Origin of the sequence: Bradyrhizobium genomosp. I (2014), assembly GCF_000261685.1 — a bacterium.
Taxonomy (GTDB): Bacteria; Pseudomonadota; Alphaproteobacteria; order Rhizobiales; family Xanthobacteraceae; genus Bradyrhizobium.
Window position 1 is genome coordinate 1 of record NZ_AJQE01000052.1, and the last position, 14,476, is coordinate 14,476.

Consider the following 14,476-nt stretch of genomic DNA (forward strand, 5'->3'; position numbering starts at 1 on the left):
TGATGGCTGATCCAGAACACGCCGGCGATGATGAAGCTGAGCGCAAAACCTATCAGCTTGCCCGAATAGACCCGGGCAAGATCGTTCCAGTCGGGCGCGCTGGTGAACACAGCAGCCTTGGGCAGATCATAGGCGAGAAGCGTCATGCCGACACCGAAAATGGTGTTGCTGAGCGATTCCAGCCGTCGCATCTCGAACTGGTCGGGCTTGAGCTCGGTCATGTCGGGCATGGGGTGCGCTGGAACTGGGGGCCGCCTTTCCCCTAAGTCCTAATTCCGGTTCCGTCCAGCCGCATTGCGATTCGCGGCGGGATCGCCGATTCTCATCCTTTCACCGGGGCGATTCGTGGCGACATATCTGGACACGCTCAACGCGGAGCAGCGCCGCGCCGTCGAGCATGGCGTGGCCGAGGGCTCGACCGTGGGCGCTCCCCTGCTCGTCATCGCCGGCGCGGGCTCCGGCAAGACCAACACGCTGGCCCACCGCGTCGCGCATCTGATCGTCGCTGGCAGCGATCCCCGCCGCATTCTGCTGATGACGTTTTCCCGCCGCGCCGCGGCGGAAATGGCCGGCCGCGTCGAGCGCATCGCCCGCAAGGTGCTGGGCGAGAGCAACGCCGCGATCATGCGCGATGCGCTCACCTGGGCCGGTACCTTCCATGGCATCGGCGCGCGGCTCTTGCGCGAATATGCCGAGCGGATCGGCGTCGATCCCGCCTTCACCATCCATGACCGCGAGGATTCTGCCGATCTGATGAACCTGGTGCGGCACGAGCGTGGATTGTCGAAGACCGCGAGCCGCTTTCCCGTCAAGGGCACCTGCCTGTCGATCTATTCCCGCTGCGTCAACGCCGAGATGGAGATCGAGAAGGTACTCGGCCAGCACTATCCCTGGTGCAGCGGCTGGGCCGCCGAGCTGAAGGGCCTGTTCGCCGCTTACGTCGAGGCCAAGCAGACCCAGCACGTGCTCGATTACGACGATTTGCTGCTCTACTGGTCGCAGATGATGAGCGATGCGCTGATCGCGGAAGAGATCGGCGGCCGCTTCGATCATGTGCTGGTCGACGAATATCAGGACACCAACCGCCTGCAATCCTCGATCCTGCTGGCGCTCAAGCCCGACGGGCGCGGCCTTACCGTGGTCGGCGACGACGCGCAGTCGATCTACTCGTTCCGCGCCGCCACCGTGCGCAACATCCTGGAGTTTCCGCAGAGCTTCTCGCCCCGCGCGGACATGATCACGCTCGACCGCAATTACCGCTCGACGCAAGCGGTGCTGGCGGCAGCCAATGGAGTTATCGGGCTCGCGCGCGAGCGCTTCACAAAAAATCTCTGGACCGACCGCACCTCCGGGCAGAAGCCGCAGCTCGTCACCGTCCACGACGAAGCCGACCAGGCGCGCTACATCGTCGAAGCGGTGCTGGCGAACCGCGAGCAAGGCGCGTTGCTCAAGCACCAGGCCGTGCTGTTCCGCACCTCCTCGCATTCGGGTCCGCTGGAGATCGAGCTCACGCGTCGCAACATCCCCTTCGTCAAGTTCGGCGGGCTGAAATTCCTCGATGCCGCGCATGTCAAGGACGTGCTGGCCCTGTTGCGCTTTGCCGAAAATCCGCGCGACCGCGTCGCCGGCTTTCGCATCCTGCATCTGTTGCCGGGCATCGGCCCCGCGACCGCACAGCGCGTGCTCGACCAGATGGCGGAAAACGCAGACCCACTTGCCGCGCTCGGCCGGCTCCCGGTGCCGGCGCGCACCGGCGACGACTGGACCGACTTCGTCCGCACGGTCGAAAATCTGCGCTATTCGGAATGGCCGGTCGATCTCGAGCGCGTGCGGCTCTGGTACGAGCCGCATCTGGATCGCATCCACGAGGATTCCGAGACCCGCCGCGCCGACCTGATGCAGCTCGAGCAGATCGCCAGCGGCTATGCCTCGCGCGAGAAATTCTTGACCGAGCTCACGCTCGATCCGCCGGATGCGACCAGCGACAAGTCAGGCCCCCCGTTGCGCGACGAGGACTATCTGATCCTCTCCACCATCCACTCCGCCAAAGGCCAGGAGTGGAAATCGGTGTTCATGCTCAATGTCGTCGACGGCTGCATGCCATCCGATCTCGGCGCCGGCACCAGCGCCGAGCTCGAGGAGGAGCGCCGCCTGCTCTATGTCGCGATGACGCGCGCCAAGGACGATCTTCACCTCGTCGTGCCGCAGCGCTTCTTCACCCACGGCCAGGCCGCCAAGGGCGACCGCCACGTCTACGCCTCGCGCACCCGCTTCATCCCGGAATCCCTGGTCTATCTGTTCGAGCGCACCGCCTGGCCGAAGGCGGCGGCGAGCGCAGCGCGCACCGCGGCACAGGGGCCCAAGATCGACATCGGGGCAAGGATGCGCGGGATGTGGCGGTAGGCCGGCCACGGAAACCGAGCATTTCCACATGTGCGCTTGTGACCCGGCCGCCGTCCTTTAGATCTGGTCGATCATCCCACAGAGACCTGATCGATGACCGCACCGCTTGAATTCGGACTGGATACCTTTGGCGACGTCACCAGGGACGCCTCAGGCAGCATGCTCCCGCACGCGCAGGCGATCCGCAACGTCGTCGACGAGGCGGTGCTGGCCGACGAGCTCGGGCTCGATTTCATCGGGCTGGGCGAGCATCACCGCGCCGACTTCGCAATCTCCTCACCCGAGACCGTGCTGGCCGCGATCGCATCGCGCACCAAACGCATCCATCTGGGCTCTGCCGTGACGGTGCTGTCTTCGGACGATCCAATCCGCGTGTTCCAGCGCTTTGCCACGCTGGATGCGCTGTCGAACGGTCGCGCCGAGGTGATCCTCGGCCGCGGCTCATTCACCGAATCCTTCCCGCTGTTCGGCTTCGACCTGCGCAAATACGAGGAGCTGTTCGAGGAGAAGCTTGATTTGTTCGCCGCGCTCTTGTCGCAGCAGCCGGTGACCTGGGAAGGCAAGCTTCGTCCGCCGCTGCGGGATCAGCTGGTCTATCCGCCGGTCGAGAACGGCACGCTGAAAACCTGGATCGGCGTCGGTGGCAGCCCGCAATCGGTGGTGCGCGCCGCGCATTACGATCTGCCCCTGATGCTCGCGATCATCGGCGGCGATCCCGCGCGCTTTGCGCCCTATGTCGATCTCTATCACCGCGCCTTCAGGGAATTCGGCCGCCCGGCCCAGCCGATCGGCGTGCATTCTCCGGGCTACGTCGCCGAGACAGATGCGCAGGCGCGCGAGGAGCTGTGGCCCGATTACAAGGCCATGCGCGACCGCATCGGCAAGGAACGCGGCTGGCCGCCGATGGGGCGCGACGAGTTCGTGAGCGAGGCCGAGCATGGCTCGCTCTATGTCGGCTCGCCGGAAACGGTGGCGCGGAAGATCGCGAAGACCGCGAAGGCGCTCGGCATTTCGCGGTTTCAGTTGAAGTACTCGGCAGGACCTTTGCCGCATGAGAAGCTGATGCGGAGCATCGAGCTCTATGGGCGGAAGGTGATGCCGATGGTGCGGGAGATGATGGGGTAGCGCGGACTCGGGTCAGTCCGTCTTCGCCCTTCGGGCTTCGATCTCTAAATCCGTTGCCTCGCCTGCGACACCAACCAGACCGTTGCACTCGACATCGTGCGGCGTCCGAAGTGTACGCCGGTCCACGAGCTGGAGCGCTACCTGCGGTGCAAGGACTGCTCGCAAGTGCGTGGCTATCCGTACAAGCGCAGCCACTCGGTCGCGCTACGACCGACGAAGATTTCGGCAAGCGATCCGCCGTCAACGTGGTGGCCGGGAGAGCGATAAAATCTTGCGCGCTCGTCGAAGTTGCGGTTCGATATGGTTTTCTCTTCTGGACCGAGGTCGCCTTCATGAATGATGATGATTGCTCGAAGCCCACTGTGCTAAGCGAAGAACAGGCAAACGCGCTGATTGGTGGTCACGTGCTCAACACCCGCCAGTGGTATGAGGACCAGGCCAAGAGGTGGGAGTTTTATAGCCTATTTCTCCGGTTTATAACTCTCGTACTGACAGCAGCAACAACGGTCGTTGCAGCGTTCCCAATTCCCCACAAGGCATCAACCGGCGTCGAATTTGAGGATTGGTTGAAATACGCCGTCGTTATCCTGTCAGCCTTAGCTACGCTCGCATCAGCGTTGCTATCTCAGGGTGGAGCAGAGCGAACCGCAACGCTTCGCGAAGTGGGCCGGGTCAAACTGACGGCGCCGATCCAAAAAGCGATCTTACTGTTCACCCAAATGCCGATGACCGTTGAGGAGCGGCGGATCGAGGTTGCGTCCCTCATCGATAAGGTGGCCGAAATCGAACTGGAATACGGGAAAAATCCACTAGCTGCTGGAAGCGAAAAATCGGGACCGAACAGTTAGCTTCCGCAATGTGCAACCTCTATTCGATAACAACTAATACGGCGGCCATCCTGAACCTATTCCGGGGTCGTCAACCGGTACGTCGGCAACCTCGCGCCCATGCCGGGCGTCTTTCCCGAATATCCCGCGCCCGTCATTCGCAACACGGAGAGCGGCCCCCAGCTTGCGATGATGCGCTGGGGATGCCGCCACCAGCGCGTACGGCAGGGCCGCTGCAATGCGGGCCGCCCAATCGTCGCTCGCGCCCCTCTGCAGCGCAGCATGGACAGCAGGCACCATCAGACCCGGCTGTTCTGCCGTGGTTTAGATATTTTTCGCTTGGTTGTACTCGCGGTTCTACAATATCATCAATTGCAATTCTCTTCCTATTCCTCTCCTCACGCCTCGGTCCATGAACAGCGCTACTCCACAGGGCGGCTACGAAAACGGCTACAAATCTTGTCCATGTTTTTGGGGAGATGCGCCCGGAGCGCTGATAAAGGCCTTTCTCAAGGAGCGCTCGTCGTGTGAAGGCCTATCCGTCCTAGACCTCGGCTGTGGTGAAGGAAAAAACGCCATTGCATTTGCGCGCGCTGGGGCTGCGGTTGACGCAGTCGATTGCTCCGCCCAAGGCATTGCAAATGGACGACGGGCGTTTCCCCACCCGAGTATAAACTGGGTAGTCGCGGACGCCGAGGACTACCTAACACGATCCCGAGTCTACGACATTGTCGTGATGTACGGCCTCCTACATTGCCTCCCGTCACAAGACGCAATTACTGCGACAATTGATTTAGCCATCGAGAGAACCGCGAATGGCGGCAGACACTTCGTTGTTGCATTCGACGACGGCCCCCACGACTTGTCCGCCCATCCGGGCTTTCATCCGACATTGCTACCGCACAATTTCTACCTGAGCCGGTATGCGAGACATCACGTACTACGCGCAGAGTCTGCAATGATCCATGAAGTCCATCCCAATAATAACATTCCACATTTTCACAGCATCACGCGAATCTCGCCGCGCTTACATCGTATTACCAGATCCTTCCGACTTCGAGCGGCGATTATTTAGAGCGCGCAATATCGAAGTCATTTCAGTTGGGTCGGCTGATATTACAAGCGAAGTCGCCAACTTACTTCAACATATGAGGTCTTAGAATGGCGACGAAGCCCATCAAGATCATCTACTGCTCATGGAGCAACTATAAAAAAGAAGAATGGCAACTTGCAAAGGACCAACTTGAACTGGCCTCGCAACCGGGGAAAAAATTGGGCGAGCTTTTTGAACTAGAGTTTCGCAAGGTACCCACATCCGAGCCGCTGCTGTGCGATCTTAGTGCGATGGTGAAATTTAAAATCGAGTCCGCGTACCGACACACAAAGGTCCCATGCATCGTCGAGCACGCGGGACTCATCATGGAAGGATACGAGCATAAATCCTTCCCAGGAGGACTAACTCAGCCAATGTGGGATTCGCTTGACGCAAGCAAATTTGTTGCCTGCTGCGCTCCTTTATTCAACTCGATCCTCTTCGGACCCACCCTCGCTCCCTCTGCTGTCGGATAGCTTGGAGCGAAGCGTAAAGCGCCCTTTGGACGTGCGTGCGAACCGAGAATTTTGCCCCTGTGACAGGATGTCGATGCTCAAGCGAGCCTGCATGGATTTTTCAGGCGTCCGGCTCATGACATGATCGCCAAATAAGCCTTGCTCGATCCCGCGTTCCACGATCTCACGCGCCTTCAGCGGCGACAGAGCTTCTGAAAGAACAATCTCCGCGACGCGCAGGTAGGTTTGACCTTCCCCATCCGCGCGGTCGTGCCCATTCTCCGTTAAAACTATTGGCGTTTCGTAACCTCGCATCGGCAACATCTGATCCAGATCGGGACGCTCGAATAGCATAGCAGGATCGGACCTAGGGGAAACTCGCGGCTCGGCTAGCGAATCGAACACTCGGCCAAATCTGCACAGAAAGAGCGACCGCCGGGACCGGACGCGCAGCCCAATCTGGCGTTACCCTGCCGCGTCCGTCGCGGCGGGCTCCTGGGCGGAATGGTCGAGAATACTTCAACGATTACAAGATGGTGGGGGAGGCAGGACTCGAACCTGCGAAGCCATGAGGCGGCTGATTTACAGTCAGCTCCCTTTGCCACTCGGGACACTCCCCCGCTCGACGGCAGCACAATCGGGCCGGACCTTGCCGGCGGACCGAAGACGGCCATGGAACGTGAAGGCCGCGACAACCCGGATCGGGGCGCGACCGGGCGCGTTTATGGGCGAAGCGGTGGGGCAAAGTCAACCGAGGCAAACAGCTAAAATCGCCCTCACAGGCACCGAAATTGCCATATTGCGGAACCCGTGACAGAAGCGAGCCCATGAAGGATCGAAAATTCGGCCCCAAGGGGGCTCGCGGCGGGGCTAAGCCCTTCAACCGGCCCGGGAAATCGGCCGGCCGGCCGGCTTGGCGCGACCGTGATTCGCAACCCGACGGACCCGTCATTCTCTATGGCTGGCACACCGTCACCATGGCGCTGGCCAACCCTCGGCGCCGGATCCGCAAGCTGACGCTGACCGAGAATGCCGCAAGGCGCCTCGCGGAAGAGAATATCGAGACCCGCGTGGCGCCCGAGATCGTGCGGCCCCAGGAGATCGACCGGCTGCTGCCCCCCGACGCCGTGCACCAGGGCCTCTTGGCCGAGGCCGATCCCCTGCCCTCGCCGGACATCGAGACGTTGAAGCAGGAAGGCATGGTGCTGGTGCTCGACCAGATCACCGACCCCCACAATGTCGGCGCCATCCTGCGCTCAGCCGCAGCGTTTGCGGTGAAGGCGATCGTCACCACAGCGCGGCACAGTCCGGAAGCGACCGGCGTGCTGGCCAAGGCCGCCTCCGGCGCGCTCGAACTGGTCCCGATTGTCACGGTCCAAAACCTCGCCCGTGCGCTGACGGCGCTGAACGAGCGCGGTTTCCAGACCGTCGGCCTCGACAGCGAAGGCAGCGAGGATCTCGGCGACGTCGCGCTGCGCGAGCCGCTTGCCCTCGTGCTCGGCGCCGAAGGCAAGGGCCTCAGGCAATTGACCCGCGAGACCTGCAGCGTCGTGGCACGGCTCGACATGCCCGGCGAGATCAAGAGCCTCAACGTCTCGAACGCCGCGGTGCTCGCGCTCTATATCGGCGCTAGCCGGCTCGGCTTGATGAAGCCCTAACAGAACAAGACGCCCATCCGCATCGCGCGGACGGGCGTCTCGTTGGCTTTGGCCGATCAGAGATCAGTAATAGCGGCGCAGCACGCGGTGACCGCCGTAGTAGTGCGGCACGTGGCGATGGGCATAGCCGTAGCGCGGAGCATGGCCGTAGTGCACGCGCGGCAGATAGCCGTAGCGCGGGCCGTAGCCATAGCGATACGGACGGTAGTACGGACGGCGATAGGGGTAAGCGGCCGGCGGCGCGACCGCAGCGGCACGATAGCCATAGCCGTAATTGGCAGGCGCGACGACTGCGTCCTCACGGTAGGTCGGATAGGGCGCGAAGGCGCCCGGACCGGTATAGGTCGGGCCCTGGTTCACGTAATAATACTGCGTGGTCGGCTCGGCGAGACGCTCATAGGCGCCGTAGCCGTAGCCATACCCATACCCATAGCCGCCGCAGCCGGTGTTGCAGCCGGAATAGACCGGAGCGCAACTGGTGAAGCCGCAGGCCGCAGCAGGCGCGGTGGCGGCGAACATCACGGTGGCCGCCGCGACCAGTCCCGAAATCATCTGACGCATTACTCTCTCCTGTTGATTTTCGTTTTTTTGGGTCTTCACGTTTTTCAACCCGGCGGTCTGCCGGGCATTTCTGTATGCGGCCGCGGCCGAGGGGGCCGAGGACGATCATTGATCTCGGGCGCGAAGATCACCGGCGGCGGATCGACGGGCACATCCATCTGTGGCGGAAGCGGCGCGGAGGACGCGCCCAAACTCTCATGGTAGCTCTCGGCCGGCTTGGGCAATTTGCGGTTCGCGGGCGGCTCGACCTCGAGCCGGCCGTAGCCGGGCCGCAGGCCAAGCGTCGGATAATAATGACCGACGTTTTCGGGCTGGCGCTCGGCGATATAGCGACCGCCATAGATCGTGGGCTGCACCTGCTGGTTCTTGCCCAGGCCCCAGACGCCCTCGACCACACTATAGGACGCGTCGATGTTGTTGATGATGATCGGCACGCCGGGCCGGCCGGGAACGACGATATCGAAGCCGCCGGCAAAAGCCGTCGCAGGCAGTCCGATCACAAAGACGACGAGCGCCACAGCGCGCATGGAGAGACCCCGGTTATCCGGCGACAACCTATCCGATCGCGACGCAGAGAGGGTTAAGGTCCCCTCACCAAATTCCGGTAAGCCTAATGTGTTAGGATTGCGCGTCGCTCAAATGCTGCAAAGCGAACTAGCGAAGCGTTAACGGCGCGGGTCTCCGCCGCCGGAACTGCGCCGTGTGCTCACATCCGTTTGACTGTTCGCCTGCGAAAATCCCAGGGTTGCATCGGAACGTCCTGCGCCCTCAGCGTTTAGCTCCCGTCAACAAAATGGGAGCGAACAACCATGAACATCAAGCTTCTGGGGGCCACGGCGATTGCAGCGACCATGCTGGCAGGCCCTGCCATGGCGCAGGCGGTCGTCACCAATCCAGGCCGCTGCTCGGCGCAATTCCCCAACGCCAACTGCCAGAACCTTGGCCCCGGCAATCCGTACACCGATAGCGGCTATCGTCATCGCCGCATGTCCTATCGCCACACCAATGGCGACTGGAATAATGACTGGAACAGGAGCCGCACCGGCTTCTGGCCGACCGACGTCGCGGCCGGCGTCGCCGGCGCCGCGATCGGCACCGCTGGCGCGATTGCCACCGCCCCATTCCGCGGCTGGGACAATTCCTATGCCTATGACAATTCGTGGGACCGCGGCTGGAACAATCGTGGATGGGACACCCGCACCTACGCCCAGCGCAACGGCTTCGTCTGTACGCCCGGCACCTGGTTCAAGGGCGAAGATGGCCGCCGGCACATCTGCCAGTAGGTCGACGAGAGTGAGCGCGATGGATCAGGCGGCCTTAAGGCCGCCTGTTTCGTGCCTGCAACGAGCATCTCGGGTTCTGGCACTTTCCAACCAAGTCTGATATTGCGACGCGGGCTGACGCCCGGCACATATGCCGGGCTCTGCTCCGCTTTGAAGTGTCGCCGGCTTAGCTCAGCGGTAGAGCAGCGGTTTTGTAAACCGAAGGTCGGGGGTTCAATCCCCTCAGCCGGCACCAGCGATACAAGACCTGGCTGGAACTAGTCGCGCTCGGGAACGCCCGATATTCGCTTGAGGTTGTACGCTGCGGGCCGCGCGGTCGGCGAAGTTCGGGTAAACCTAGTCTATACCGTCATTGTTGCAGCCGTGACACTGCATTGATGCGCACGGACCTCGCGCCTGTTTCCTCACGTCCGTTTGACTCCTCTGGGCCCGAAAGACCGGAAACCGCCGGAACGACACCCGCCCTCATGCTTTGGCCTACGCAAGCGAAACAAAAGGAGGCTGACAATGAAGCGTTTGAACCTGGCAACAGCTGCAATGGCAGGCGCCGCGGCAATGGCGGTGGCCGCGATGGCGACCCCGGCCTCGGCAGATCAGTCGGTGGTGCAATATCCGGGCTCGTGTAAGCAGTGGCATCCGAACGCGAATTGCTTGAACCACGGTCCCGGAAACCCGCGGCGTTACTACGGATATGTTTCGCCGTCATTCTACAACTATGGCGGCGCCGGATACCCGCGGCAGAGCTACGCGTACTATCCGGCCCATCAGACCGGATTTGCGCCGTTGGACTTCGCGGGCGATGTTGCGGGCGCCGCGATCGGCGCCGCCGGTGCCATCGCCACCGCACCGTTCCGCAGCTACGCTTGGGATCATGGCCCGGCTTATTACTAGGGCTGCATTGGGTGAAGGCGTCGTGGATCACGACGCCTTTCCGCCAAACTCTGACTGACTCCATCGGCCCTTGCCCCGGACGCAGCGCAGCGCCTCTTGGCGGTGCGCTGCAGAGCCGGGGCCGATCGTGCCGCATGCTTCCGTGCCGTTCTAGGTCCCGGCCCAGCGCAGCAACGCTAACGCGTTGCAGCGCGTCCGGGACACGAGAGCGAACGCGTGTTGCTCACTCCGTCCCCACCTCGAAAGCCAGCAGCACGTTGCCGGCGACACCGCTCCATTGGCCGTAGCCGGAATTCGTGTAGACCATGCCGCCGGCGATGACCGGCCCGGGGCCGTCGATCGCACCGCCGTGGGCAGGGATGCCGTTCACCGCCTTGAAATCTCGCGCGGTGTCGAACTCCCACAGCAGCTTGCCGTCGGTGGCGTAGGCACGCAGGAAGCCGCTGACGCCGCCGGAGAACACGACGCCCGGGATCAGGCTCACCGCAGCCGAAAGCGCGGGGCTGCATTGAAGGCGCTCGCCGCAGGCGACCGGCGGCACCTGCATCACGACCTTCCCGGTGGCGAGGTCGAGGCCGAACAGGCCGCCGCCTTGCGTGGAATCGAGTTGCCGCGTGCCGTCGCGCGTGAAGCGCACGTCGGAGTTGGCGACATAGATGCGCTCCCCGTCCGCAGCCGAACCCCATTCGCTGCCGCCGAGCGGGCCGCCCTTCCCGATCCGGGTCTGCCACTGGATCTTGCCACCGTCGTCGGGATCGAACGCGTGCACGACGCCCGACTTTTGCGCGATGGCGAGAACGCGCCTGCCGTCGTGCAAGGTGGCGAGGATAGGCGACTGGCCGAAATCGTGATCGGGCCCGGGGTCGTCGGGACAATTGGTCTTGTCCGCGGCGTAGCAGGCCACGACAAACGCATCCTTGGGCGTGGCCTGCTGCTTCCACAGCAGCTTCCCGGTTGCGAGTTCGAACGCCAGGACCGCATCGGCGGTCGCGGCCGGCGGATTCGAATAGGAATTGCTCGTCGCCACATAGACCGCAGTGCGCTGCGCATCGATCGTCGGCGCCGACCAGATCGCGGCGCCGGACGGACCGAACAGCTGCGTGCCCTTCGCGTTCTTGCCGGTCGGATGCGGCACTTCCGGGATCGTATAGGCCTGCCAGATCGTCTTGCCGGTCGCAGCGTCCAGCGCCACCACGCTGCCGCGGAAGGTACAGCATTCGTAAGAGGCTTGCGAGCCCGCGGCCTCTTCGATCGAGGATACCGGCACGTAGAGCACGCCGGAATGCAGCGTCGGCGCGCCGGTGATGCGCGCGGCTGCGTGCTCCTCCACCTTGGTCTTCCAGATCAGCGCGCCGGTCAGCGCGTTCACGGCATAGGCGTTGGCGCGCAGATCGCCGAAGAAGATCGCGAACTGGTCGGAGCCCGGAAGTGGCGCGAAGCTGATCGCGGCGCGCACCGCCGCATCAAGCGCCAAAGTCCACAGCGTGCAGCCGCTTCGCGCATCGAGCGCGTGCACCTTGCGATCGGTGCCGCCGATGAACAGCATGCCGCCGACGATGGTGGGCGGCGCAAACGACACCGAGGCGCCGGGAAAGGCGTAAGCCCATTTCAACCGCAAATGCGGCACCTGCGCCGCGCTCAGCCCGGCCATGTCGGCCGGCTGGAAGCGGCTGTTGCGGACATCGACGCCCCATCCGTTCCAGCGCGGACCGTCGAGGGCTTGCGGAAAGCCGCTGCCCTGCTGCGTGCAGCGGCCGTCCGCGTCGGCCGCAATCCCGCCAGCCGCGGTCTTGCCCGTGACGAAGGCAGCTATCGCGCGGCGTTCCGCGTCGCTGCGGTCCTTTGCCATGGCCGCCATGCTGCCCGAGGTCAACGTTCCCAGCACATGGTCGAACGACATCGCCTGCAGGGCGCCGTGGCTCGGCACGCGGGCCTGAGCATCGCCATCGTGGCATTGCGCGCAATGCGCGGCATACAGTGCGGCACCGTCCTGCTGTGCCAGCGCCGGCGCGCTGCACCAAGTCAACAACGCGGCCAGGACAGCACATGCTCTCATCGCGGGCTCCGGCAGGCGAGTTGGCGATCACTTCACACAACCCGAAATCTATCGCCGGCGCGATCGCGGATGCAATGGACGTTGCGCGCTCGGCCGTCACAGATCCGTGGCCAAGCGAACGCGATTCGGCAATTGGTCCAGCCGCCAGAGCCCGAGGCTCTTGTCGCGCCAGCCGCCACTGCCCTCCTCGCAACGCTCGTTGATCAGCGCGTCCGGCGCGGGCCAGTTGAACGGCGCCTTCTCCATGTTCAATGCCCGCCAGTCGCCGTCCTCGCAATCCCGATTTTCCTCCCATTCGGGAAAGGTGGTGACCAGCAGGAAGCGCGCGTCGCTCATCCGAAACTGCGCGACGGCGCGATTGATGTTCGCAAAGCTCAGATGCACCAGACAGTCCCGGCAGAGAATGATGTCCGCACGCGGCAGTGCATCGCGCGTGATGTCGGCGACGAGAAACCGGCCCGGCGAGCCGCCGTCTGCGACGCGCCGGCGGTTGGCTTCGATCAGCGACGGCACGATGTCGATGCCGGTGTAATCGATATCGAGCTCGAGCCGGCCAATCCATCCGGCATCGCCGCAGGGCGCATCCAGCAGCGAGCGCACGCAGAGCCGTTGCAGCAACGGAGGAAGCGCCTCCCGGACCGCCGTTGTCGCAGCATCTTCCGAACCGAGGCCCGACGCCGAGTTGGCCGCGCCCCAAAGGTTGGTGCGCTCGATCCGCTCGAACCGGGCGGCGAGATCAAGGCCCGCGAAACTCGCGCGGTCGGCGAGGAAACGTTCGTGGGCGAGTACGGGAGGACGATGGGAGATCATTGGACGAGCCTCGAGCCAAGTCGCGAGCCAGTGTACATCGACTCAACATGAGGTAGTTTGCGCATGCGATGCGCTCCACCACGTTCAAAGAGAAGGCCAGGATCGTCGCCGGTGCGGTTACAGCCATCGTCATGATGGCCGTGCTGTTCGCAATCGCAATGGGATTTCTGCTGGCGCGATAGGTCGATGAAATGCCGGATCGGAACCAAAGACGTGCGTCACTCGTTCTCGACTCATGCTGATCAAGGAAGAAAACCGAAACATGTTTCTGCTGGCGGCGGTGACGCTGTGCTGTGGCGCCGTGGCCGGCACGTTGACGCTGTTCGAGCCTGTGCTTGGGCCGGGGCCGGAGAAGCCGGCCGCCGAGAGGGTGGCGATCGACGTCACCGCCCAGACGGTGCGGGTGGTCGGCACGCCGTTCGAGCCCAACGTCAATCCGCGCGAGCGGTAGCGCTCACCGCGGCGAGACCTCCTTGCCCTCCGCGGACCGGGCGTGGGCACGCGCCAATTCCTCGGCAAACGTGATCACCTCCGCCCGCTTGTCGGCCGGCAGCGACAGGAACGCACGGATGAGCCTCAGCCCCTCCGCTTCGTCCGACCGTTCTTCGCCTGCAACCATTCTCTTAATGTCGGATGACCGGGAAAAATATGCAATCCCTTTGCGGACCTCCTTGATTCGACGCAGCCACTTTGCTGGAATGAGCGCGGCTGAGGTGGATCATGAAATGGATCACGGAGCGCGACGCACTGATCGCGCAGACACTGGCCTTCGTCCAATCGGTGACCGGCAGGAAGGATGAGATCCTTCAGCCGGAGGCGCCCGCGGCCGGCTCGACGGGTGCGGTGGAGATCGTCGCCGTGGAGGCGGTCGCAGTCGAGATCGAACCGCCCCAAGCCCCCCTTCCGCCCCAGCCCGCACCTCTCCCGCCGCCGCGGACAAGCGGCGGTTTCCGCACCGAGATGCAGGCCCGCATCGCCAGTTTCCGCAAGCATCAGGAGCGCTTCGAGCGCGAGCGTGAGGAGTATTGTGCGGCGACCCTGACCAAATTGCGTACCGCCATCCGGGATGCATCCGGCCCACCGGCCAAAAAATGAGGCCGCCGTCAGAGGCCTACAGCCAGGACCAGACCAGCCAGAGATTGGCCGCGCAGGCGCCGAACAGCGCCAGCGTGAGCGGCAGGAGCATGTGCCCGCAGGAGGTCTTCAGGTCGCTCGTCATGGCGCAAAACATCCGCTGATTCCGGCCAACGAGTCCCAGGGATTCTTTTTCCCGGAATTCAGGACTCGTTAAGGACTCAGGGCCGGCGGCAGGCG

At 63.3% G+C, this 14,476-nt stretch carries 17 protein-coding genes, 2 tRNA genes and 2 pseudogenes; 12 read left to right on the forward strand and 9 right to left on the reverse strand.

From position 1 onward, the window contains the following. The coding region (locus tag IC50_RS05965; RefSeq protein WP_035701728.1) for a TMEM175 family protein at nucleotides 1-221 on the reverse strand (221 nt) is incomplete at its 3' end. A gap of 124 nt (nucleotides 222-345) precedes the next feature. Here IC50_RS05965 and IC50_RS05970 point away from each other — a divergent pair. The 6 genes and pseudogenes from IC50_RS05970 to IC50_RS38920 all read left to right on the forward strand — a co-directional run bounded on the left by IC50_RS05970 (nucleotide 346) and on the right by IC50_RS38920 (nucleotide 5,924). Beyond that, nucleotides 346-2,403, forward strand: a complete 2,058-nt coding sequence (locus IC50_RS05970; RefSeq protein WP_035701700.1) for an ATP-dependent helicase — start codon at nucleotides 346-348, stop codon at nucleotides 2,401-2,403. A 93-nt stretch (nucleotides 2,404-2,496) separates the two neighbouring features. Further along, nucleotides 2,497-3,528 carry an LLM class flavin-dependent oxidoreductase gene (locus tag IC50_RS05975; RefSeq protein ID WP_035701701.1) on the forward strand — a complete coding sequence of 344 codons (1,032 nt, stop codon included), beginning with the start codon at nucleotides 2,497-2,499 and terminating at the stop codon, nucleotides 3,526-3,528. Nucleotides 3,529-3,576: 48 nt separating this feature from the next. Then, nucleotides 3,577-3,795 (forward strand): annotated as a pseudogene (locus tag IC50_RS42985) (hypothetical protein); the annotation flags it as partial. A gap of 589 nt (nucleotides 3,796-4,384) precedes the next feature. Then, a pseudogene (locus IC50_RS42990) lies at nucleotides 4,385-4,559 on the forward strand (SOS response-associated peptidase); the annotation flags it as partial. A 208-nt stretch (nucleotides 4,560-4,767) separates the two neighbouring features. After that, nucleotides 4,768-5,430 carry a class I SAM-dependent methyltransferase gene (locus IC50_RS38915; protein WP_081492383.1) on the forward strand — a complete coding sequence of 221 codons (663 nt, stop codon included), beginning with the start codon at nucleotides 4,768-4,770 and terminating at the stop codon, nucleotides 5,428-5,430. Between the two features lie 86 nt (nucleotides 5,431-5,516). Further along, nucleotides 5,517-5,924, forward strand: coding sequence for a hypothetical protein (locus IC50_RS38920; protein ID WP_193374094.1), 408 nt, complete (start codon nucleotides 5,517-5,519; stop codon nucleotides 5,922-5,924). On the opposite strand, the gene IC50_RS05985 is transcribed toward IC50_RS38920, so the two are convergent. Then, nucleotides 5,871-6,257 carry an HTH domain-containing protein gene (locus IC50_RS05985; RefSeq protein WP_035701706.1) on the reverse strand — a complete coding sequence of 129 codons (387 nt, stop codon included), beginning with the start codon at nucleotides 6,255-6,257 and terminating at the stop codon, nucleotides 5,871-5,873. The two genes, IC50_RS38920 and IC50_RS05985, sit on opposite strands and share 54 nt — an antisense overlap. Before the next feature lie 180 nt (nucleotides 6,258-6,437). Continuing rightward, nucleotides 6,438-6,523 (reverse strand) — tRNA-Tyr (locus IC50_RS05990). Nucleotides 6,524-6,730: 207 nt separating this feature from the next. On the opposite strand from IC50_RS05990, the gene rlmB reads away from it, so the two are divergent. Then, nucleotides 6,731-7,561: a 23S rRNA (guanosine(2251)-2'-O)-methyltransferase RlmB gene (gene rlmB, locus IC50_RS05995; RefSeq protein WP_035701707.1), complete on the forward strand. Its 831-nt coding sequence runs from the start codon at nucleotides 6,731-6,733 to the stop codon at nucleotides 7,559-7,561. A 63-nt stretch (nucleotides 7,562-7,624) separates the two neighbouring features. Here rlmB and IC50_RS06000 read toward each other — a convergent pair whose 3' ends face one another. Together IC50_RS06000 and IC50_RS06005 are read right to left on the reverse strand one after the other, a co-directional pair. Next, nucleotides 7,625-8,122, reverse strand: coding sequence for a hypothetical protein (locus IC50_RS06000; RefSeq protein WP_035701710.1), 498 nt, complete (start codon nucleotides 8,120-8,122; stop codon nucleotides 7,625-7,627). Nucleotides 8,123-8,166: 44 nt separating this feature from the next. Next, the gene (locus IC50_RS06005) at nucleotides 8,167-8,649 is read right to left on the reverse strand and encodes a hypothetical protein (protein WP_035701713.1); all 483 of its coding nucleotides are present in this window, start codon (nucleotides 8,647-8,649) and stop codon (nucleotides 8,167-8,169) included. Between the two features lie 282 nt (nucleotides 8,650-8,931). Here IC50_RS06005 and IC50_RS06010 point away from each other — a divergent pair, with 282 nt between their 5' ends. From IC50_RS06010 to IC50_RS06020, 3 genes are all read left to right on the forward strand, one after another. Further along, nucleotides 8,932-9,405, forward strand: a complete 474-nt coding sequence (locus tag IC50_RS06010) for a hypothetical protein (protein ID WP_035701715.1) — start codon at nucleotides 8,932-8,934, stop codon at nucleotides 9,403-9,405. Nucleotides 9,406-9,565: 160 nt separating this feature from the next. Beyond that, nucleotides 9,566-9,640, forward strand: a tRNA-Thr gene (locus IC50_RS06015). 272 nt (nucleotides 9,641-9,912) lie between these two features. Continuing rightward, nucleotides 9,913-10,296 (forward strand): hypothetical protein, encoded by a 384-nt coding sequence (locus IC50_RS06020; protein WP_157460899.1) that lies wholly within the window; start codon nucleotides 9,913-9,915, stop codon nucleotides 10,294-10,296. Nucleotides 10,297-10,519: 223 nt separating this feature from the next. On the opposite strand, the gene IC50_RS06025 is transcribed toward IC50_RS06020, so the two are convergent. Both IC50_RS06025 and IC50_RS06030 read right to left on the reverse strand, forming a co-directional pair. After that, nucleotides 10,520-12,352 (reverse strand): outer membrane protein assembly factor BamB family protein, encoded by a 1,833-nt coding sequence (locus IC50_RS06025; protein WP_035701718.1) that lies wholly within the window; start codon nucleotides 12,350-12,352, stop codon nucleotides 10,520-10,522. Nucleotides 12,353-12,448: 96 nt separating this feature from the next. Continuing rightward, nucleotides 12,449-13,162: a class I SAM-dependent methyltransferase gene (locus tag IC50_RS06030; RefSeq protein WP_035701721.1), complete on the reverse strand. Its 714-nt coding sequence runs from the start codon at nucleotides 13,160-13,162 to the stop codon at nucleotides 12,449-12,451. A 262-nt stretch (nucleotides 13,163-13,424) separates the two neighbouring features. On the opposite strand from IC50_RS06030, the gene IC50_RS06035 reads away from it, so the two are divergent. Then, the gene (locus IC50_RS06035; protein WP_050990918.1) at nucleotides 13,425-13,613 is read left to right on the forward strand and encodes a hypothetical protein; all 189 of its coding nucleotides are present in this window, start codon (nucleotides 13,425-13,427) and stop codon (nucleotides 13,611-13,613) included. Nucleotides 13,614-13,616: 3 nt separating this feature from the next. Here IC50_RS06035 and IC50_RS42380 read toward each other — a convergent pair whose 3' ends face one another. Further along, nucleotides 13,617-13,781 (reverse strand): hypothetical protein, encoded by a 165-nt coding sequence (locus IC50_RS42380; RefSeq protein WP_193374095.1) that lies wholly within the window; start codon nucleotides 13,779-13,781, stop codon nucleotides 13,617-13,619. Nucleotides 13,782-13,882: 101 nt separating this feature from the next. Here IC50_RS42380 and IC50_RS06040 point away from each other — a divergent pair, with 101 nt between their 5' ends. After that, nucleotides 13,883-14,257 (forward strand): hypothetical protein, encoded by a 375-nt coding sequence (locus tag IC50_RS06040; protein ID WP_035701725.1) that lies wholly within the window; start codon nucleotides 13,883-13,885, stop codon nucleotides 14,255-14,257. 16 nt (nucleotides 14,258-14,273) lie between these two features. Here IC50_RS06040 and IC50_RS42770 read toward each other — a convergent pair. Further along, nucleotides 14,274-14,476, reverse strand: a 203-nt coding sequence (locus IC50_RS42770; RefSeq protein WP_210161539.1) for a hypothetical protein, incomplete at its 5' end; no start/stop codon positions are given.

Coding starts and splice junctions, on each gene's coding strand:
- IC50_RS05975 (WP_035701701.1), top strand. CDS start 2,497: ATGACCGCACCGCTTGAATTCGGACTGGATACCTTTGGCGACGTCACC.
- IC50_RS38915 (WP_081492383.1), top strand. CDS start 4,768: ATGAACAGCGCTACTCCACAGGGCGGCTACGAAAACGGCTACAAATCT.
- IC50_RS38920 (WP_193374094.1), top strand. CDS start 5,517: ATGGCGACGAAGCCCATCAAGATCATCTACTGCTCATGGAGCAACTAT.
- IC50_RS05985 (WP_035701706.1), bottom strand. CDS start 6,257: ATGCTATTCGAGCGTCCCGATCTGGATCAGATGTTGCCGATGCGAGGT.
- rlmB (WP_035701707.1), top strand. CDS start 6,731: ATGAAGGATCGAAAATTCGGCCCCAAGGGGGCTCGCGGCGGGGCTAAG.
- IC50_RS06000 (WP_035701710.1), bottom strand. CDS start 8,122: ATGCGTCAGATGATTTCGGGACTGGTCGCGGCGGCCACCGTGATGTTC.
- IC50_RS06005 (WP_035701713.1), bottom strand. CDS start 8,649: ATGCGCGCTGTGGCGCTCGTCGTCTTTGTGATCGGACTGCCTGCGACG.
- IC50_RS06010 (WP_035701715.1), top strand. CDS start 8,932: ATGAACATCAAGCTTCTGGGGGCCACGGCGATTGCAGCGACCATGCTG.
- IC50_RS06020 (WP_157460899.1), top strand. CDS start 9,913: ATGAAGCGTTTGAACCTGGCAACAGCTGCAATGGCAGGCGCCGCGGCA.
- IC50_RS06025 (WP_035701718.1), bottom strand. CDS start 12,352: ATGAGAGCATGTGCTGTCCTGGCCGCGTTGTTGACTTGGTGCAGCGCG.
- IC50_RS06030 (WP_035701721.1), bottom strand. CDS start 13,162: ATGATCTCCCATCGTCCTCCCGTACTCGCCCACGAACGTTTCCTCGCC.
- IC50_RS06035 (WP_050990918.1), top strand. CDS start 13,425: ATGTTTCTGCTGGCGGCGGTGACGCTGTGCTGTGGCGCCGTGGCCGGC.
- IC50_RS42380 (WP_193374095.1), bottom strand. CDS start 13,781: ATGGTTGCAGGCGAAGAACGGTCGGACGAAGCGGAGGGGCTGAGGCTC.
- IC50_RS06040 (WP_035701725.1), top strand. CDS start 13,883: ATGAAATGGATCACGGAGCGCGACGCACTGATCGCGCAGACACTGGCC.